The organism is Rickettsia endosymbiont of Pantilius tunicatus (assembly GCF_964291875.1).
GTDB lineage: Bacteria > Pseudomonadota > Alphaproteobacteria > Rickettsiales > Rickettsiaceae > Rickettsia.
In genome coordinates this window covers 1,440,817-1,460,868 of sequence record NZ_OZ198175.1, presented here as the reverse complement: position 1 = coordinate 1,460,868, position 20,052 = coordinate 1,440,817, and the positions used below count along the sequence as shown (strand labels likewise).

The following is a 20,052-nucleotide window of genomic DNA, read 5'->3' as shown; positions in this document are numbered from 1 at the left end:
CAAAATGACCAAGAAAAATACTTTACTGCTTATAGACGGATACGGATTTGTTTTTAGAGCTTATCATGCACAACAGCCTTTAACGTCTCCAAAAGGTGAGCCTGTAGGGGCTCTTTACGGCTTTACCTCAATGCTGCTAAAGCTGCTTAACGATTTTAAGCCGAAACATGCAGCAGTAGTATTTGACAGTGGTGGTAAAAATTTCCGTCATGAAATTTATCCTGAATATAAAGCTAATCGCCCACCACCGCCTGAGGATTTGATTGCACAATTACCATTAGTGCGTGATGTTGCAAGAAATTTAAACTTCCCAATTTTAGAAAAAAATGGCTTTGAAGCTGATGATATCATAGCAACTTTTGCAGCTAAAACAGCTTCACTTGGAGAAGAAGTAGTAGTTATATCTTCTGATAAAGACTTGTTGCAGCTAATGAATGACAGCGTAAAAATATATGACCCTTTAAAAGCTAAATATATTACTGAAGATAATGTTGTTGAAAAATTTGGTGTCACTTCTGATAAATTACGTGAGGTGATGGCTTTAATTGGTGATAAGTCCGATAACATTCCAGGTGTGCCGTCAATAGGACCGAAAACAGCGAGTAATCTTATCACGCAATTTGGTACAGTTGATAATATTTTTAATTCCCTAGAGCAAGTTTCAAGCATAAAACAACGTGACACACTACAAAACTCAAAGGAGGCTGCTCTGATTTCATGGCAACTAATCGGGCTTGATTATAATGTTGATCTAGATTTTAACTTAAATGCTCTAGAATGGTCGCCACCTGATCATCATAAATTAACAGAGTTTTTACACGAATATGGCTTTAAATCCTTATATAAAAGAGCAGAGAATTTATTTAATATTAAAATTAGTGAACATAAAGAAGTAATAGAAGAAAAAGATGTAGAGATAAAAGAGATTGGTAATAAAGCTGAGCTGGAAGCTTTCGCTGAAAAGGCTGAAAAAGCAGGAATATTCGGAATATATTTGTTGCAAAATAAAGGAGCTAATATTGCATTTATTTTATCCTTAAAAAATCAAGCTTATATTATTAAAGTCTCAAATGAAAGTAATGATCTTTTTTCTTATAATTCTAAGGCTGATAATGAATGGTTTATAGATATTATTTTTAGTTTGCTGACTGACCAGTCAATAAAAAAAATCACCTACTCACTAAAACCTCTGCTGAAATTTTATGCTAGTAGGGCACAGCAAATTACAGCAATCGAGGATTTAGAGCTAATGAATTATGCACTATCCGCAGGTCTTCCACAGAAAAATCTATTTGAAGCTGTAGAAAAAGAAGCCTCGATAGAAGAATCAGCAAAAATAGTAACGGATTTTGCTAATCTTTACGAGCAGAGTATCGTAGAACTTAAGAATAACAAGGCTTTTAGAATTTATAAAGAAATCGATTTACCTGTGTGCTTTGTAATAGATAAAATGGAAAAAGCCGGCATAAAAGTAGATGCAAATTATTTAAATCAGTTATCTAGCGAATTTGGAGCTGAAATCTTAAAGCTTGAAGAAGAAATTTTTGCTTTAAGTGGTACGAAGTTCAATATTGGTTCACCAAAACAACTAGGAGAAATTTTATTTGAGAAAATGCAATTACCATTCGGTAAAACTTCTGCTAAAGCAAATTCCTATTCAACCGGTGCTGAGATACTTGAAAAGCTTAGCGAGCAAGGTTATCCCATTGCTGATTTATTGCTAAGATGGCGTCAACTTACTAAGCTAAAAAATACTTATACCGATAGTTTGCCAAAGCAAATAGATAATATAACCCGCAGAATTCATACGACTTTTTTGCAAACTTCCACTACCACAGGCAGGCTTAGCTCACAAGAGCCTAATGTGCAAAACGTGCCTATTAGATCAGGGGAAGGGAATAAAATTAGACAAGCTTTTGTTGCAGAGCAAGGCTATAAATTAATATCAGCGGATTACTCGCAAATAGAGCTTAGAATATTAAGCCATATCGCAGATATAAAGGCTTTAAAACAAGCATTTATTAATAAAGACGATATACATACCCAAACTGCTTGTCAAATCTTCAATTTACAAAAGGACGAATTAGCTAGCGAACATAGACGTAAAGCAAAAGCTATAAATTTTGGTATTATTTACGGAATAAGTGCTTTTGGGCTTGCAAAGCAGCTAAATGTTAGTAATACCGAAGCTGCCGAATATATCAAAAAATATTTTGCTGAATATAAGGGCGTGCAGGAATATATGGAAGCGACTAAAAGCTTTGCTCAAGCAAATGGATATGTTACTGATTTTTTTGGACGTAAATGTTTTGTGCCACTAATTAATGATAAAAGACTTAAGCAATTTGCCGAGCGTGCCGCTATTAATGCCCCGATTCAAGGAACTAATGCCGATATAATCAAAATAGCGATGACCCTACTTGATAGAGAAATAGAGAGGCATAAACTTAAAACTAGATTGGTTCTGCAAATTCATGATGAGCTATTATTTGAAGCACCAATAGATGAAGTAGAAACAATAATGCCGATCATCAAGCAAATTATGGAAAATTCTACCAATATGGATGTACCAATTATTACCGAGATTAGAGCTGGTAATAATTGGATGGAAATACATTAGGTATAATTTTTTTCTTTGAAAAATTGTATAAATACGCCCTGTCTAAGTAATTGTGTAAATTTATTTGGAGTATTTTATGCTCTGTGTATAATTTTAAAATTATTCCTTTAAAATTGTAAGAGGAACGTTATGAAAAATTTAATATTTACTTCTGAATCAGTTTCTGAAGGACATCCTGATAAAATTGCCGATCAAATTTCAGATACCGTACTTGATGAAATTTTAAAGCAGGATCCAAACGGGCATGTAGCGTGTGAAACCTTTGTTGCAACCGGTTTAGTACTTATCGGCGGTGAAATTACAACTAGTGCTTGGGTAGATATTCCGCAAATAGTTCGAAATAAGATCAAAGAAATAGGCTATAACGACCCTTGCTACGGTTTTGACGGCAATACTTGTGCTGTAATTTCATCTATCACTACCCAGTCTCCTGATATCGCAATGGGGGTTGATAATAAAAATGATGATGAAATAGGAGCGGGTGATCAAGGCATGGTTTTTGGTTATGCCTGTGATGAAACAGAACCTTTAATGCCTGCACCTATTTACTACTCTCATCTTCTCATGGAAAGACAAGCATATTTGCGTAAACATAATATATTGTCTTGGCTTAGACCTGATGCGAAATCGCAAGTTACATTGAAATATGAAAACAATAAGCCTATATCGATTGATGCAATAGTGTTATCAACCCAGCATCATCCTGATATAGCACAAAATGATTTGATAGAAGCTATAATGGAAGAGATCATTAAACCAGTATTACCGCATAATTGGCTTAATAAAGATACAAAATATTTGATTAATCCTACTGGTAGATTTGTGATAGGTGGTCCTGCGGCAGATTGCGGCTTAACAGGTAGAAAAATTATCGTTGATACTTATGGTGGCTTGGCAAGGCATGGAGTGGGTTGTTTTTCTGGTAAAGATCCAACTAAAATAGACAGATCAGCAGCATATATGGCTCGTTATATTGCTAAAATATAGTAGGGGCAGGTTTGGCTAAACGCTGTGAAATACAAATATCTTATGCAATAGGTGTTGCAGCACCCGTTTCAGTTTACGTTGAAACTTTCGGTACTAGTAAATTAAGCAATGAGGATGTTACTAAATTAGTAATAAAACATTTTGATATGCGTCCTGGTAAAATTATTAAACATCTTAAATTACGCACTCCATGTTATCAAAAAACAGCTGCTTATGGTCATTTCGGTCGTAAAGATAAAGATTTTACTTGGGAAGAGTTAAATAAAGTAGAAATATTGCGTGATTGAAGAATGACCTAAGGATATTTATCCCGTGGATTTATCCGGTGTTGTCGCATTGCTCATAGGTCATTCCTGCGAAAGCATGGGTATCTTTGAAAAGTAGTATTACATATTCCTTTCCAAAGAAATTTTAAAATTAAGTTTTTAACACTAAAAGCTCGCTTTATGCTGGATCTATAGCCAAGTCAAGGCATGACACCGAACGCTTTTTTTGAGCTGTTCAATAATGCCAAAGGACACTACCCATGTTTAATTTTAGCTTGTGCGGCGGCGATTCGTGCGATTGGAATACGATAAGGGGAGCAGGAAACATAATCCAAATTCATTCTATGGAAAAATTCTATAGAGGTAGGATGTCCCGCATGCTCGCCGCAAGCACCTAACTTTAAGCTAGGGTTGCTGCTTTTTCCTCGCTTTATGGCAATCTCAATTAATTCTCCTACTCCCTCTTCGTCTAGTGTGGTAAACGGATCAGACTCAAAGATTCTTTCCTCTAAATAATAAGGTAAGAAAGAGGCTATATCATCCCTTGAAATTCCATATGTAGTTTGGGTTAAATCATTAGTACCGAAACTAAAATAATCAACTTCCTCAGCTATTTTTTTACTGTTAAGTGCCGCTCTTGGTAACTCAATCATGGTACCTAAACTAAAAGAGAATTTATGCTCATAACGCTCTTCTAATTCATGAATCATTTCATAAATATCACCTTTAAGCTTCTTGATTTCATTAACGTTACTAATTAAAGGAATCATTAATTCTAATTTACACTCAATATGTTCTTCTTTATGTAGCTCATAAATAGCTGTAAAGATTGCTTCAACTTGCATCTGATAAATTTCTGGTGAGCAAATACCAAGTCTACAACCGCGATGACCAAGCATAGGGTTTACTTCGTGCATAGCGTGCAAACGTTGATTAATCATCGATAGTGGCAGGTTTAAATTACTTGCTAGATTTTTCTTATCTTCCTCAGTTGTCGGCAAAAACTCATGCAATGGCGGATCAAGTAATCTAATATTTACCGGTTTATCGCCCATTACTCTAAATAAAGCCTTAAAATCTTGTGTTTGAAGAGGTAGTAATTTCTGCACTGCAAGCTTTCTTCTATCTATATCAGGGGCAATAATCATTTCCCGTACTTGAGGAATTTTGTTTTTATCAAAGAACATATGTTCACTACGACATAAACCTATGCCTGTAGCACCAAATTTTACTGATACTAAAGCATCACTTACGGTTTCGGCATTGGTACGAATTTTTAGTTTACTTGCCTCATCTGCCCATTCAAAAATTAATTTTGATTCTTCGCTAAAAGTAGGTTGAATTAATGGCATTGTTCCTAAGAAAACTTTCCCTGTACCGCCATCAATTGTGATAATGTCGCCTTGTTTAAGTACCAGTTCCCCAGCTGTTAATGTTTGTTTTTTCTCATCTATTACTAAATTATTAGTTCCACAAACGCAGGGCTTGCCCATACCTCTTGCTACGACCGCAGCATGTGAAGTCATACCACCTCGTATTGTTAAAATACCTGAGGAAACATGCATGCCGTTAATATCTTCAGGGCTAGTATCGTGCCTTACTAAAATCACCTTATGGTGATGTGATAATTTTTCAGCATCGTAAGGTGAAAATACGATAATACCAGTTGCCGCTCCTGGAGAGGCAGGTAATCCATCCGCAATAGATGTAAGACCTTTGCTATAATCTATACGAGTGTGCAATAATTGGTTTAACGACTCAGGATCGATTCGCATTAAAGCCTGTTCTTTAGAGATCAGCTTTTCTTCCACCATTTGTACAGCAATTTTTATAGCAGCAATAGCAGTTCTTTTAGCTGTACGAGTTTGTAAGATATAAAGTTTGCTATTTTCTATAGTAAACTCTATATCTTGCATATCTAGGTAATGCTTCTCTAACGTTTCAGAAATTTTTGACAATTCATCAAAGACTTTCGGCATTGTTGCTTTCATAGAATTTGAGTCATCAGAAATAATAGGCAAAGGTGTTCTAGTGCCTGATACTATATCTTCCCCTTGAGCATTTATCAAAAATTCACCAAAAAGCTTTTTTTCACCTGTAGAGGGTGATCTAGTAAAAAAAACTCCTGTTGCTGAAGTTTTGCTTAAATTACCAAAAACCATAGATTGTATATTGATAGCAGTGCCAAAGCTATCAGAAATATTATTGATTTTTCTATATATAACTGCTCTGTTACTCATCCAAGAATTAAGTACCGCTTTAATTGCCGATTCTAACTGTTCGTAAGGATCGGTTATTAACTTTTCTGCATATTTTACATGTAATTTCTTAAAGTCTTCAATAATCTTTTCTAATAATTCCAGTGTAATATCACTATCTCTATAAATATCAGCTTGAATTTTATGTCTTTCATAAATTTGTTCAAATAAATCACTTGGTATGGATAAAACAGTTGCTCCATACATTTCTAAAAATCTTTTATAGCTATCAAGAGCAAATCTTTTGTTCTTACAAACTTCACCAAGAGCCGTACAAACTTCATCATTCATCCCAAGATTAAGTATAGTATCCATCATACCAGGCATTGAAACAATAGAACCCGATCTTACTGATAATAATAAAGGATTTTTGGTGTTTCCAAAAATTTTGCCAGTGGTGACTTCAAGTTTTTCTACAGCTGTTCTTAACTCATTTCTAAAATTTTTAGGAAAGCTATTATCATGAGTATAAAAATAGTTACAAAGTTCAGTAGTGATAGTAAAGCCGTCAGGTATAGGTAATTTTAAGTTAGACATTTCAGCAAGCCCAGCCCCTTTATTACCAAGGATATCTTTCATACTAGCGTTTCCATCGCTACCGTTACTACCAAAATAGTAAATTAATTTTTTCATGTGTATATAAAATTTGCTAATAATTATTGATGGTATTTGGCACTTAAACCCTATTTATACATTATGCTAATAATAGTGGCAACGTTAAATTATTGTTAATAGTAAATTAAATTATTGTTAATAGTAAATATTGACTAATTTGTAAAAATTTAGCATAATCTAAATAGGTTGTGTAGTTGCGTGATTTTTAAAAAATTACGAGGAAAGTCCGGACTCTATAGAGGTATGGTGCCGGGTAACGCCCGGCGGAGTAATATTACTTTAGGGAAGGTGCCGCAGAAAATAAACCGCCGTAATATATTCTATATTGCGGTAAGGGTGAAAAGGTGTGGTAAGAGCACACCGGTAAATTGGTAACAAGTTACGCATGGTAAACCCCACCAAGAGCAAAATCAAATAGGCGTTACAGAGCTTTTATAAGCTCCCGGGTATCTCTAACCGGTTTGTAATGCGGGTAGATTGCTTGAGGTAAACGATAACGTTTATCCTAGATAAATAACTACAACGAGCTATTTATAGTTCGTACAGAATCCGGCTTATAGACCTTTATTATAATTTTCTTTCAAAAGTAGTATGAAGTACTGCTTTTGAAAGAAAAGAAGTATATGTGTTAAACTTTTAATGAAGAAATTATATCATTATCCTATTTGTCCTATCTCAAGGCAAGCTCGTGTCTTTTTAAAAGAATTAGATATACAATTTACCACAATTAAAGAAGATTATTGGCAGTTTAATAAAGAATTCCTAAAAATAAACCCTGCCGGAACATTACCTGTTTTAGAAGAGCAATATGGCTTATCTGTAGTTGGTATTTATCCTATTGTAGAATATCTTCATAGCAAATATCCAAATTTTAGTTTTTTAGATGAGGATGTAGATGTTTGTTGTGAAATTAGAAGATTATTCTTTTGGTTTAATGATAAATTTTATCGTGAAGTTACTAAAATTATTATCGATGAAAAAGTTATAAGATCAATCGCTAAAATGAGCAGTCCAAGAACTGAATTTTTACGTGCTGCAAAAAATAACCTAAATTATCACCTAGAATATATGACTAGTTTACTTGAGAAAAGAAGTTATATAGTTTCAGACTCCCTAACTATTGCCGATATTGCAGCAGCTTGTCATTTATCCGTACTTGATTATTTCAGTGAAATTTATTGGGATAAATGGACTGTTATTAAGCATTGGTACTCACTGATTAAATCAAGACCCGCTTTTAGATTATTATTGCAAGATAGAATCCCAGGCTTTACTCCACCAAGCTATTATACAGATTTAGATTTTTAAAAGCTCATACCAGCTATAAAAATACAGTAAAGATATCAAAAAACTAATTAAAGTTATTAGAACTTTATAAATATTATAATCTAATTTATCTTTGACGAATACCAGGATCTGTTTCTCTTTTAATTTTTAAACTCTCAACAAAAGAAGTAGGTTTTTTATCTACAGTATTCTCGTTATTTTGCGTATTTTTTACTTTTTCTCCTGTATTTTGTGCTTGTTGAGTTACTTCATTACTATGTGATTTAGGAAATTTTTGTGCATAAGTTGCAGGGTTCTCCAGTGCTTCGGTCCAAGCTCCTGATTCTTTCCATTTAGGATTTGGATGTTCAATAGAGGAAATTAAAGCTAATTTTTCTTTTCTGACATCTAAATACTTACTAAAATCACCTAATTCTTGATCTTCAAAATTTAAATTTGTAAATTTAGGATCAACATTTTGAATTTCTAAATTACTAATTGCTTCATTAATAGCTTGTTTTTGAACTGGTATAGTATCAAATATTTCTTTAGTTGCTTTTTGTGCCCTTGTTAAATCAAAAGGTAAATATTGGGCATAATCATATTTTTTATAAAACTTATTAAATGTAACTTCTATATTTTGTTCTTGCTCTGTTATCCCTGCTGCTCCATGATCAATTTTAGCAACAATATTTTTTGTTATACCATTTTCTTGCTTAGTTATTATTCCTAAATTACCTGGATTTAAATCACTATCCCCACAATATAAAGAAGTGACAACAGCCTTTTCTAGCCCTTCTATAATTATTTCACCATTATCTAATTTTTGTTGGTTGTCTTTGCAAAATACGTCAATTGGAACAAAATTATCTAAAAACTTTGAAGTCATAAATACTTCATCTTTTTCCTTATCTATTGCTAAACCTATTATAGGAGCTTGGTCTTTTAGTACTGCTTGAACACACCGCCAAAAGTATATTCAATTAAAGCACTACTGCGTTCTATTTTTTCATCATATTCGTCTTGGCGATATTTAGGTCCTTGTTCCTCGATAATTTCTTCGGATTTTATCATAGGTTTAAACATATAAGTACCTTTGCTTGGTCCATCATTTATATGTTTTATAAAACCAGAGTTTACTCCAGAAATTTTTGTATCCTTGCTTTTATTAAATTCTTCTATATCAATAATAGTATTATTTTTTTCTTTCATATTAACCCCTTAATTTATTATAAGCTATTGAATACTTCTCCTGGAACTTCCATATTTTCTTTTGAATTACCAATTATATGATATAAAAAGGCATCGCTTTCTTGATAAAAACTAACTTCGTAATTACCTTTAAATTCTTTACTTATAGGGTCAACTTCTTTTATTATTATCTTTGCTTCTTTACTATCAGGGCTAATAGATTTGTAAGTTATACTAAAACCTCCTTTTTGTTCTAGTAGGTTGCTTTTTAATAAATCATTATAAAATGTAACTAAGCTTTTGTTTATTTTACCATTTTGAATAAATTGTTTTTGTTTCATAAAAATCTCAATAAATATTTATTTCTTAATTTAAATTAACATGTGTTATTAATTTAATAAATATAATTATTACTTTTACTTTTCTTATTTAATACTATTTTTACTAGTATATATAAAAATGACACTATTATGAATTATTGAATAAAAAATTAGTTAAAAAATATATTAAATTAAAATTAATTATTTTCGTTTGTTGACAAGGAACTTAGATCGTTCTATTTAGTTATTTACTTAAAAATAAAATATGAGGTAGCTTATGCAGCTTAGTTCAATCTCTTTCCCAGTAATTAAAAGGCAAGTAATAGAAGTAGCTTTAGGAGTAGCGTTGCTTGCAATTTGTTCACAAATAATAATACCTATGAAACCTATATTTATTTCATTGCAAACCGTTGCGGTTATGTTTATCGGACTTACTTATAATAAAACTACAGCTCCTTTAACTATATTATCTTATATAACTCTTGGCGTAGTAGGAGTGCCGGTATTCGGAGAATTTTTCAGCGGAGCTTATATATTATTTGGTCCTACAGCCGGATATTTAGCAGGCTTTTTAATTGCTGTATATGTTATGGCAAGCTTAAAAGATAAAATTTTTACTTCTAATAAATTGTTAAATCAAATATCATTATGTTTAATCGGTAATATTATTATTATGAGCTTAGGTTGGATGTGGCTTACTAAATTAATAGGAGCAAGTGGTGCATTTTACGGCGGTGTGTTACCTTTTATAATACCAGGTATTATAAAATCAATATTACTAATTGGGCTTATTAATGTGGTAAAGCCAAAAATTAAATCTACTTAGTTAGAACTTGAAGAATTGGCTATATTTCAAAAAGCTCAATATAGAAATGTTAACAACATGTAATTCAAATACAGTGTAATTGATAATATAATATGTTATAATTATATTATCAATTATGTTGTGTAGGTATAAAATGACAAAAAATACTTTAACTAATCTGCAATTAGAGCCGCAATTAAGCAAAGAGCTTACATTAATAGCTAATTTATCACATCGTGATATACAAGAGTTGGTTAATGAAGCTATACGTTTATTTGTTGAATCAGAAAGTAAAAAATTAGCTAATGAAGCCAAACGACAATCTTTATTAGCTAGTAAACAAAAAAATCTAGAAGAAGAATGGGAAGCAAATCAAGATCACAAAGATTGGATTTAATTAATGGACAAAACAGAAATTAAGAAAGGTGATATTGTAGTCTGTGTGTTAAGTGGAAATTATGGCAAGCCTCGTCCTGCTGTTATTGTTCAATCTAATTCACTAAATAAAACTCTTTCAAGTATATTAGTTTGCCCTATAACAAGCTATCTAATAAATACCTCAAATTATCGTTTGCCATTAAATCCTACAAAGTTAAATGGTCTTAAGTCACAATCTTGTATTATGGTTGATAAAATTAATATGAAAATTGGTAAATTATCCTCTAAAGAAATAATAGAATTGAATAAAGCCCTAAAATATTGTCAAGATTTAGATTAGTTATTGATAAATATTTCTTTAAACCTATCTTAAGCCTTTTTAGTATTATATAACTCTATTGTTCCTAAAAAAACCAATAAAAATGTTTATGCCGCACTTTCCAGTACCAAAACCAAACTGGAAAAATCAAATTAAATACGATCTTGAAAATATAAATAGTCTTTTAAAAGCTTTAGGTGATCCTCACTTAAGGCTTCCTCCTGTAATACATATAGCAGGTACGAATGGCAAAGGCTCAAGCAGTGCTATGCTAAAAAGCATTTTTGCGACTGCCGGCTATAAAGTACATTGCTACACTTCCCCACATTTATTAGAATTTAACGAGCGAATTATAGTAGCAGGCGAGAAAATCTCAGATAATGAATTATGGCAAGTTTGTGAGCAGGTGAGGGTAGTATGCGAGAAGTTCAATATTGAACCTAGCTTTTTTGAAGGAACTACGGCGGCAGCTTTTCTAGCATTTGCAAGTAATAAAGCTGATATATTAATTTTAGAAACAGGGCTGGGTGGTAGGTTAGATGCAACAAATGTAATAGATCAGCCATTAATTACGTTAATTACTCCCATCTCATATGATCATATGCATATGCTAGGGTCAACATTGCCGTTGATAGCTTTTGAAAAAGCTGGCATCATGAAGCAGGGCGTGCCTTGTGTTATAAGCGTGCAAGTTCCCGAAGTTCATGAAATATTATTTGCAAAGGCAGAAAATTTAGCAGCTCCCACCTTTTGTTATGAGTATGATTTCGGCATACAGAAAACGGATAATGGATTTATTTACTCATCACGAAATTTTACACATGAATTTCCTGGTCCCTCTTTAGCCGGTGATCATCAATTAATCAATGCAGCAAGCGTTATTGCACTAATAAGTCTTATTAATAAGCAATTTAATATTAATAATGAGGCTATTTCTAAAGGTCTACAAAATACTATTTGGTCTGCTAGAATTGAGAAAATTAATCCGCAAAAATATTCTAGATTAATAGGTGATAACGTACAAATTTGGGTGGATGGAGCTCATAATAATAGTGGAGCACAAGCCTTAACAGCGTGGATTCATGATAATTTAAAATCACCGATATATTTAATACTCGGCATGACTAAAAACCGCAATATAGAAGAGTTTTGTGCTTACTTTAAAGATTTGGCAATTAAAGGTTATAGTGTTAAAGTTTTATCTGAAGTATTAAGCTATAATGCAGAAACAATAGCTTTAGAGGCAAATAAAACCGGTATCGATTTTACTGCTAGTGAAAGCCTTGAAGAAGCAATTATGGACATAAAAAAAATAAACGGCGATAATAAAGCAAATATCGTAATAACCGGATCGCTTTTCTTGGCTGCTGATTTTTACAAGCTACTGCAATCACTCATCTAATCCAACATATACTCATTTTATTTAAAAAATTGGCCATGTCGCCACATGGGTAATACTGCCACGGGATGACACTAAGGACGTTTTTCGACCTACGCAACTATCAATACATTAAACAAAACTTATAAAATCAGATTGACTTATTTAAAGTTTTGCTTAGAATCTTTTTGGGGCAGCTAAAGGCTGTTCTGGAGTGTAGAAACCTCTTAAGAACCGATTTATCATTTTATCGTAAAAATGTAATCCTCGATTTTTTTGATCGGGGGGATAGTAGGGTATGTTCAGGGCTTATAGCATTTGCTTTAAGCCTAAAGCCTATTATAGCTGTTGTTCTTACGGTGTTTCTAACTCCCCGGTCACCAAATAAGTTTTGCTTTTTGGTGATCAAAATTAAATTAATTTAAAGGAGATTAAACCGTTATGAACAATATTGTAGAAAAAAGAATAACCCTTATTGAACCATATTTAGATTTTATTATTAAAAACGAAGAATTATTACGGGAAATTTATCCCAATGGTTTAGATAGGGATTTAATGATAGAGTTTATTTTAGCTAAGAAACCCTATAAATCTTATGCTTATTATACTTTAATTCGTAGTTTATTTAAATCGCCATGCAATAAACTATACTTATAATTGATAAACAATTGCCAAAATCTTATTTTGGTTTATTTCGTTCTATTATTTTTGGTACTTTATCATATCTCAAATTAATTAAAATTTTTATCTATGATGAGAATGATTTTGCTCTAGATATAAAAGTCTTAAAAAGTAATGAAAATTATTTCTGGTCTTAATAAAATCAATTACTTTTAAAAGCTAATTAATGGGGAGTGATTAAGAAGTGGTGGTCATGGTCGGAATCGAACCAACGACACAAGGATTTTCAGTCCTTTGCTCTACCAACTGAGCTACATGACCGTACACTTGATGAACTTCGAAAATTGGCTACGTCGTCTTATAAGATCTGCGGTACTCACGTTACTTGCATGTACGCTGCACTCCGAGGGCTTTAGACTACTTGCTCTTTTTGAAGTTGATCGTCGTATACTTTTTTATTTATTTGCGATGTATATCTTCATTAATGATTATATACAACAATGTATATAAAGAAAAGTAATCTAATCCTTATAATAGATTAATTGGCTTTTGTCTATTCCTAAATTACTAGTATTAGACAAAAATAAGAAATTATAGTATAATATACCGCAAATACTTCAAAAGTTGGTAGGTCAAATAAGCGGTGACTCTGCGGAACGTAGATAAACTACGTGAGCACAGACGAATCCCGAAATTTGGCTTGCCAAATCTTGAAGTATTAAAGGTATACATAATTATTTATACAGCATTTTTTATGATTAAGATTGGTAATATTGAACTCACTTCAAACGTAATCCTTGCTCCGATGTCCGGTGTGACGGACTTGGAATTTAGAAGATTAGTGAAAAGATTTGGTGCGGGGCTTGTGGTGTCAGAAATGATTGCAAGTAGAGCGATGATTGTAGAATCTAGGCAGTCACTGCAAAAATGTTCTATTATGCAAGATGATGCAACAAGTGCCTGCGTACAGCTTGCCGGTTGTGAGCCAAACGTTATAGCTGAAGCTGCTAAGATGAACGAGGATATGGGAGCAAAAATTATTGATCTGAATTTTGGTTGTCCAGCGAAAAAGGTAGTAAATGGCTATTCAGGTTCGGCTTTGATGAGAGATGAAGGGCTTGCGGCTAAGATTTTTGAAGCAGCTGTTAAAGCAGTAAAAATTCCTGTAACTGTTAAAATGCGTATGGGCTGGGATGATCAGACAAAAAACGCTCCAACGCTAGCTAAGATTGCAGAAGATTCAGGGATTCAAATGGTGACAGTTCACGGCAGAACTAGATGTCAATTTTATTCAGGTAATGCCGACTGGGAGTTCATCAGAAACGTTAAAGAAGCAGTAAAAATTCCAGTTATTGCTAATGGCGATATCACTAATTTTACCAAAGCTAAAGAAGCATTAGAGAAATCCGGTGCAGATGGGGTTATGGTCGGTAGAGGGGCATATGGCAAACCTTGGCTTATTTCGCAAATTGACCACTATCTTAAAACAGGTGAGGAAAAACCGGCACCCTCTATAGAGAGTCAATTAGATGTAGTACTTGAGCATTATCAGGCTATCGTCGATTATTATGGCGAATCTGCGGGTGTGCCTATCGCTCGTAAACATATGGATTGGTATAGTAGTGGGCTGCCTAACTCGGCAGAATTTAGGGGAGCTGTTAATTTAATGAATGATCCAATAGCGGTAAAAGATAAGATCGTAGAGTTTTATACAAGCGTTATAAATAGGGAGCAATGAGAAAAATTTTAAGTTTTATTTCTATAATATTGTTTTTTAATTTGAGTTATGCAGCTGAAGAAATAGTTGACTATAAAACGATTTTTTTGCCAGTAGTTACTAGCGATAAGGAAGCAAAGATTGCTATACGTTCATACTTAAGTAATTCTAAAAAATATTAAGTATTGTAGAATGACGCGAGGTAGTAGAATCAAATTCCGCAAGCAATGTGCCTTTAAAGTATTACTATCTCTATATTATTTTCCTTATTATTTTTTTATTTATTAGTTTTAGTAAATACAGTATGCTTATATATGATATAAGTTTTTTGATTATTCGTACAAAAAACTATTCTCTATATATTTTTTCTAGAGACTAATAATAAACAGGAGAAAAATAACATGACATATTGTGATAAATCTAATCAAACTTCCTATCCCTTTGTGCTACCTAATTTACCTTATGACAAAGAAAGTTTTAAACCACATTTTACTGCTGAAACTTTTGAATATCATCATGGCAAACATCATAATTCTTACGTGCAGAATTTAAATAATTTGCTAAAAGATAAAGAAGAATTACAAAAAAAGAATTTAGAAGAAATTATAGAATGGTCATCACAAAATCAGAATATTACAATTTTTAATAATGCTGCACAAGTTTGGAATCATACATTTTTTTGGCATTCAATAAAACCAAATGGTGGAGGAAAGCCAAGTGGTAAGATATTAAACCAAATCAATGAGGATTTTGGTAGTTTTGAAGAGTTTTGTGAGCAGTTTAAAGCGGAAGCAATGGGGCAGTTCGGTAGTGGCTGGGCTTGGCTTGTATGTCATAACAATAGGTTACAAATTGTAAAAACTGCAAATGCTGGTACGCCTATATCTAATGGTATGCAACCGCTTCTTGCATGTGATGTTTGGGAGCATGCTTATTATATTGATTATCGTAATAAACGTCCTGATTACGTCGACATTTTCATTAAACATATGATCAATTGGGAATTCGTAGAAAATAATTTAACTAAATAAATATAAATTATGACAGAAATAGAAAACTTTAGAAAAAATCGAAATTTCATTAAACCTATTATTGATTTAAAGGAAGTTCAAGGAAATCAAGTCAAATATATAGACGATCTAAAAGAAGTTCAAGAAATTCCAGTTAAAAATATAGAAAATTCTAAAGAAGCTCTTATAGAATATGTAGCTTTTAGTGGCGGTGGAGCTAAAGGGGCTATATATTCAGGTGTTTATGCTGCACTAAAAAAAGCTGATCTTTTAGATAATGTAAAAGCTGTTGCAGGTTCATCAGCTGGTGCTATAACTGCAGCAATTGTAGCGTTCGGGACTAAGCCTGAACGATTTGAAGAAATATCTAAAACCACTAATTTACAAGATTTATTAGGGCAAAAAGGATTTTCTGCTGGCGTTTTGCAATTAAATAAAGATGGTAAACCTTTATATGATTTGCTTGATAAAACTATAAAAGATAATGTAGGTGATTTTTTACAAAGACCAGATATTAAAATTGTCAAAGATGATGAAGCTTTAGATAAGTTAAGAGAAAGGCATAAAAGAGGCGGTAAAATATATTTTAGAGACTTAGCATTACTTCGAAAATATGATCCTGCTAGCTATAAAGATTTAGTGGTTACAGCTGTTGAGAAAGATGCAGGCGTGCTAACTATTTTTAGCAGTCTTAATACGCCTGATGTTGAAGTTGCTTTAGCATGCCGTGCTTCTGCTTCTATCCCACTTGTTTTTGAACCTGTAGAAATTAATGGTAAAAAATATGTTGATGGTGGTTATTTAGATAATGTCCCGACAAAATATTTTAAAGATAATGAACCAGAATTTGATGTAAAAGAAATAACGAATGATACAGATGAAATTATATTAGCTAAAAAGCAAGGAAGAACTCTTTCTATGGCTTTTGGTGTTGGTATGGAAGCGGATGCAAATATTGCGATATATAGTGCTAAAGAATTTAAAAGTCCAGGTGAAATTGTAAAATTTTTAGCTGACGTATTATTTAAAATGCTTGTAAAAATAGGCGGAAAATTTAAATATACCGGTACTCTAAAAGAAACAAATGAACAGCTACGTGAAAATGCTTTAAATACTGTTGTTTTAGATACTCAAGGAATTGATACTCTTGATTTCAAAAATGCCCAAAAATATGCTAATTATCTACATATTAAAGGATATTGCCAAACTATGGAATATGCCAATAATCATGGGCTTGCTAAAGAAAAAGATAAAACGCTTGAATGCCAAAAATTCCTATTAAATGTTTATGAAGTTTATGACAACAAGAATTTAAATAAAACCTTTGGTGCTAAGTTGTTAGAGATGTTTATTCCATCAAAGGAAAATAATGATTCTAAATGGCAGCAAGGAATTGTTGAAAATCATAATGATAAAGCAAAAATACTATTATCATTTTGTAATGTTAATGCACTAACTGAAGAAAATTTACAACCGCTTCTTACAGAATATGTAATAGCGGCTGCAACTAGTCACAATGGTACATTAAAAGACAATACAAACTCAGTAAAAGCTTTATTACATGTATTGAATGATTTAAGCACTTCTAATAAAGTAAAAGAAAGTTTTATAGAGGTATTTGCTATAGATAAAAACAAAGATACAAGGTTTAATAAAACTAAAACTTATGATGAAAATATTGCTAAGTTCAAATTTACTAAAGAAGATTTAGAATCGTTTATAAATAAAAATAAAAGTGCTGCAATAAAAGTTCAAGATAAATATGCTCCACGTAAGCATAGAACGCATGGTTAAAAGTATTGCTATTTATCTTTCTCTAAGATATTAATAGGGTCATCAAACTCTTTTAAATTTAAAGCTTTACTATCAAAGCTTATAGTAAAATCACACCCAGATATTTTATTAATTTTACTCAATAAAATATCTGAAAAGTCAGCATTATATTTTTCATAATCATTGAGAGAGAGCCATAATATTTCGGCTTGCTCAAATGTAAATTCCGTAGTAGATAATATAACTCTTACTACTGAAATAATTTCTTTTTTAGAGTATTTATAGACTCTTTCTAAAACCCAAATAAGTTCACAGATTACTATATTATTAATAAATATTGATCCTGTTTGATGCTCATATTGGGCTATGTTAATTTACTATATTTGCCTGCTTTTCATCATCTTGCGTTAAATATCTGACTAAAATATTAGTATCCACTCCTATCATATCGACCTCTAATAATTTCATTCATTTCATCACAATTTATAGCTTTTTTAGGCTTAGGCAAAATACCTTTTAACTTGCTTACTGAATTATTAATCGGGACAAGAGTTATGTAATTATCTTGGATAATAAACTCAAGTTTAATACCTGAGGTTAAATTTAGCTGTTCTTTTATAAAACTTGGTATAGTTAACTGCCCCTTACTAGTAAGTGTAGAATAATAATTTTTCATAATTACCTTACTTCAAATATAAATTCTTACTTAATATAATAAAGTAAGGAAAAGTATTATTCAATTAAATTATTTCTATTCCATAGAATAATCACTACCAATTAATCAATTTTTTAAAGTAGTTGATTTTATAAGACCAGAAGTAATTTTCATTACTTTTTAAGGCTTTTATATCTAGAGCAAAATCATTCTCATCATAGATAAAAATTTTAATTAATTTGAGATATGATAAAGTACCAAAAATAATAGAACGAAATAAACCAAAATAAGATTTTGGCAATTGTTTATCAATTATAAGTATAGTTTATTGCATGGCGATTTAAATAAACTACGAATTAAAGTATAATAAGCATAAGATTTATAGGGTTTCTTAGCTAAAATAAACTCTATCATTAAATCCCTATCTAAACCATTGGGATAAATTTCCCGTAATAATTCTTCGTTTTTAATAATAAAATTTAAATATGGTTCAATGAGGGTTATTCTTTTTTCTACAATATTGTTCATAACGGTTTAATCTCCTTTAAATTAATTTAATTTTGATCACCAAAAAGCAAAACTTGGTTGGTGATCAGGGGATTGACAAACCGCTAACAAGAACAGCCATGATAACCTTTAAGCTTAAAATAATATTTTAATTCTAAGCTCTGAACATGCATTATCATCCCCCCGATCCTATGATTGAGGGTTACATCAATTAATGGTAGATGAAGCCACTTGTTAGTTAAGGGATGTCAAACCCCGAAACAGCCTTAGCTGCTCCAAAATGATTCTAAGCAAAACTTTAAATAAGTCAATCTGATTTTATAAGTCTTGTTTAATGGATTGATAGTTGCGTAGGTCGAAAAACATCTTCGGTGTTATCTAGTTGCTTGTCCACGGGATCCAGTAATAAAAAATACATATAGCTTAATGCGATAAGATAGTGACTTAGAGTATGAGTTAGATTATACTAAATGAAAAACTTATGGCAAAGGCATATTCATACGATTTAAGAATACGAGTAATAAAAAGTTTAACAGATGGTAAAACAATAAAAGAGACTTCTGAGATATACTCTATTAGTAGGAAGACTATAATAGAATGGAAAAAATTAAAGAAACAAACCGGCGATATCAAAGCAAAAAGTGGTTATCATACAGGACATCGTAGAATAATAAGAGACATAGAGGGATTTAAAAAATTTATAGAATTAAATTTTGATAAACCACCATGGAACTAGCTAACAACTGGAGTCAAAAAGTATCTGCAAGTACGATATCAAGATTGCTTAATAAATTAGGTTATAGTTATAAAAAAAACTTTTCTTCATCCCAAAAGAGATGTTGGTCTAAGGAATGAGTTTATATTGAAACTAAAAACTATAGACAAACAAGATTTAGTATTTATCGATGAATCTGGGATAGAAGATAATAGCTGTAGAGAACACGGGTGGAGCATTATCGGTCAAAGATGTTATGGTGAAAGGGTCTATCAATATAAATCACGGATTAGTATGATTGCTGGGGTGTCTGCCAAAGATATTATTGCCCCAATAATATTTGATGGGACATGTAATAAGGACATTTTTGAAACTTATGTACAAGAGATATTGATCAAAGAGTTAAAGCCTGGTCAGATAGTAGTAATGGATAATATTAATTTTCATAAAAGTACAAAAGTGAAAACGTTAATTGAATCTGTTGGTTGCAGTATTTTATTTTTACCAACTTACTCTCCTGATTTAAATCCTATTGAGCATTACTGGTTTAAAATCAAGAACGAAATAAGAAAAACTGTTTCTAATTTTGAGCACTTTTTTGATGCGGTTTACTATGCTCTTAAAAAAGTCACTACCTTATCGCATTAAGCT

General features: G+C 31.9%; 16 protein-coding genes, 1 tRNA gene, 1 other RNA gene and 2 pseudogenes. 13 read left to right on the top strand and 7 right to left on the bottom strand.

The window, feature by feature from the left end; translation table 11 throughout:
- Nucleotides 1-4: 4 nt before the first annotated feature.
- A complete protein-coding gene (gene polA, locus ACICQC_RS08590) occupies nt 5-2,620 on the top strand; it encodes a DNA polymerase I (RefSeq protein ID WP_395476701.1) in 2,616 nt (871 codons plus the stop codon).
- 129 nt (nt 2,621-2,749) lie between these two features.
- A pseudogene (gene metK, locus ACICQC_RS08585) lies at nt 2,750-3,894 on the top strand (methionine adenosyltransferase).
- 233 nt (nt 3,895-4,127) lie between these two features.
- Here metK and ppdK read toward each other — a convergent pair.
- The gene (ppdK, locus tag ACICQC_RS08580) at nt 4,128-6,764 is read right to left on the bottom strand and encodes a pyruvate, phosphate dikinase (protein WP_395476700.1); all 2,637 of its coding nucleotides are present in this window, start codon (nt 6,762-6,764) and stop codon (nt 4,128-4,130) included.
- A gap of 160 nt (nt 6,765-6,924) precedes the next feature.
- On the opposite strand from ppdK, the gene rnpB reads away from it, so the two are divergent.
- Both rnpB and ACICQC_RS08570 read left to right on the top strand, forming a co-directional pair.
- Nucleotides 6,925-7,317: RNase P RNA component class A (rnpB, locus tag ACICQC_RS08575), an RNA gene on the top strand.
- A gap of 68 nt (nt 7,318-7,385) precedes the next feature.
- Entirely contained in the window at nt 7,386-8,054 is a 669-nt protein-coding gene (locus tag ACICQC_RS08570; protein WP_395476699.1) for a glutathione S-transferase family protein, read from the top strand.
- A gap of 85 nt (nt 8,055-8,139) precedes the next feature.
- Here ACICQC_RS08570 and ACICQC_RS08565 read toward each other — a convergent pair whose 3' ends face one another.
- The 3 genes from ACICQC_RS08565 to ACICQC_RS08555 are packed head-to-tail and all read right to left on the bottom strand — an operon-like array spanning nt 8,140 to nt 9,544.
- Entirely contained in the window at nt 8,140-8,901 is a 762-nt protein-coding gene (locus ACICQC_RS08565; protein WP_395476698.1) for a hypothetical protein, read from the bottom strand.
- A 56-nt stretch (nt 8,902-8,957) separates the two neighbouring features.
- A complete protein-coding gene (locus ACICQC_RS08560; protein WP_395476697.1) occupies nt 8,958-9,224 on the bottom strand; it encodes a hypothetical protein in 267 nt (88 codons plus the stop codon).
- Nucleotides 9,225-9,241: 17 nt separating this feature from the next.
- A complete protein-coding gene (locus ACICQC_RS08555) occupies nt 9,242-9,544 on the bottom strand; it encodes a hypothetical protein (RefSeq protein ID WP_395476696.1) in 303 nt (100 codons plus the stop codon).
- A gap of 256 nt (nt 9,545-9,800) precedes the next feature.
- Here ACICQC_RS08555 and ACICQC_RS08550 point away from each other — a divergent pair, with 256 nt between their 5' ends.
- The 5 genes from ACICQC_RS08550 to ACICQC_RS08530 all read left to right on the top strand — a co-directional run bounded on the left by ACICQC_RS08550 (nt 9,801) and on the right by ACICQC_RS08530 (nt 13,060).
- On the top strand, nt 9,801-10,349 hold the full coding sequence (locus ACICQC_RS08550; protein ID WP_395476695.1) for a biotin transporter BioY: 549 nt from the start codon (nt 9,801-9,803) through the stop codon (nt 10,347-10,349).
- A gap of 133 nt (nt 10,350-10,482) precedes the next feature.
- On the top strand, nt 10,483-10,725 hold the full coding sequence (locus ACICQC_RS08545; RefSeq protein WP_395476694.1) for a hypothetical protein: 243 nt from the start codon (nt 10,483-10,485) through the stop codon (nt 10,723-10,725).
- A 3-nt stretch (nt 10,726-10,728) separates the two neighbouring features.
- Entirely contained in the window at nt 10,729-11,046 is a 318-nt protein-coding gene (locus tag ACICQC_RS08540) for a type II toxin-antitoxin system PemK/MazF family toxin (RefSeq protein WP_395476693.1), read from the top strand.
- 82 nt (nt 11,047-11,128) lie between these two features.
- Nucleotides 11,129-12,427 carry a bifunctional folylpolyglutamate synthase/dihydrofolate synthase gene (locus tag ACICQC_RS08535; protein ID WP_395477693.1) on the top strand — a complete coding sequence of 433 codons (1,299 nt, stop codon included), beginning with the start codon at nt 11,129-11,131 and terminating at the stop codon, nt 12,425-12,427.
- Between the two features lie 417 nt (nt 12,428-12,844).
- Nucleotides 12,845-13,060: a hypothetical protein gene (locus ACICQC_RS08530; RefSeq protein WP_395476692.1), complete on the top strand. Its 216-nt coding sequence runs from the start codon at nt 12,845-12,847 to the stop codon at nt 13,058-13,060.
- A 209-nt stretch (nt 13,061-13,269) separates the two neighbouring features.
- Here ACICQC_RS08530 and ACICQC_RS08525 read toward each other — a convergent pair.
- A tRNA-Phe gene (locus ACICQC_RS08525) sits at nt 13,270-13,345 on the bottom strand.
- A 433-nt stretch (nt 13,346-13,778) separates the two neighbouring features.
- Here ACICQC_RS08525 and dusB point away from each other — a divergent pair.
- From dusB to ACICQC_RS08510, 3 genes are all read left to right on the top strand, one after another.
- Nucleotides 13,779-14,762, top strand: a complete 984-nt coding sequence (dusB, locus tag ACICQC_RS08520) for a tRNA dihydrouridine synthase DusB (RefSeq protein WP_395476691.1) — start codon at nt 13,779-13,781, stop codon at nt 14,760-14,762.
- Nucleotides 14,763-15,142: 380 nt separating this feature from the next.
- Nucleotides 15,143-15,772: a superoxide dismutase gene (locus ACICQC_RS08515; protein WP_395476690.1), complete on the top strand. Its 630-nt coding sequence runs from the start codon at nt 15,143-15,145 to the stop codon at nt 15,770-15,772.
- Between the two features lie 9 nt (nt 15,773-15,781).
- Nucleotides 15,782-17,545 carry a patatin-like phospholipase family protein gene (locus ACICQC_RS08510; RefSeq protein WP_395476689.1) on the top strand — a complete coding sequence of 588 codons (1,764 nt, stop codon included), beginning with the start codon at nt 15,782-15,784 and terminating at the stop codon, nt 17,543-17,545.
- Between the two features lie 406 nt (nt 17,546-17,951).
- On the opposite strand, the gene ACICQC_RS08505 is transcribed toward ACICQC_RS08510, so the two are convergent.
- Both ACICQC_RS08505 and ACICQC_RS08500 read right to left on the bottom strand, forming a co-directional pair.
- Nucleotides 17,952-18,200 (bottom strand): AbrB/MazE/SpoVT family DNA-binding domain-containing protein, encoded by a 249-nt coding sequence (locus tag ACICQC_RS08505; protein WP_395476688.1) that lies wholly within the window; start codon nt 18,198-18,200, stop codon nt 17,952-17,954.
- 291 nt (nt 18,201-18,491) lie between these two features.
- On the bottom strand, nt 18,492-18,707 hold the full coding sequence (locus ACICQC_RS08500; protein ID WP_395476687.1) for a hypothetical protein: 216 nt from the start codon (nt 18,705-18,707) through the stop codon (nt 18,492-18,494).
- 460 nt (nt 18,708-19,167) lie between these two features.
- Between ACICQC_RS08500 and ACICQC_RS08495 the strand changes: the two are divergent.
- Nucleotides 19,168-20,049 (top strand): annotated as a pseudogene (locus tag ACICQC_RS08495) (IS630 family transposase).
- Nucleotides 20,050-20,052: the final 3 nt, after the last annotated feature.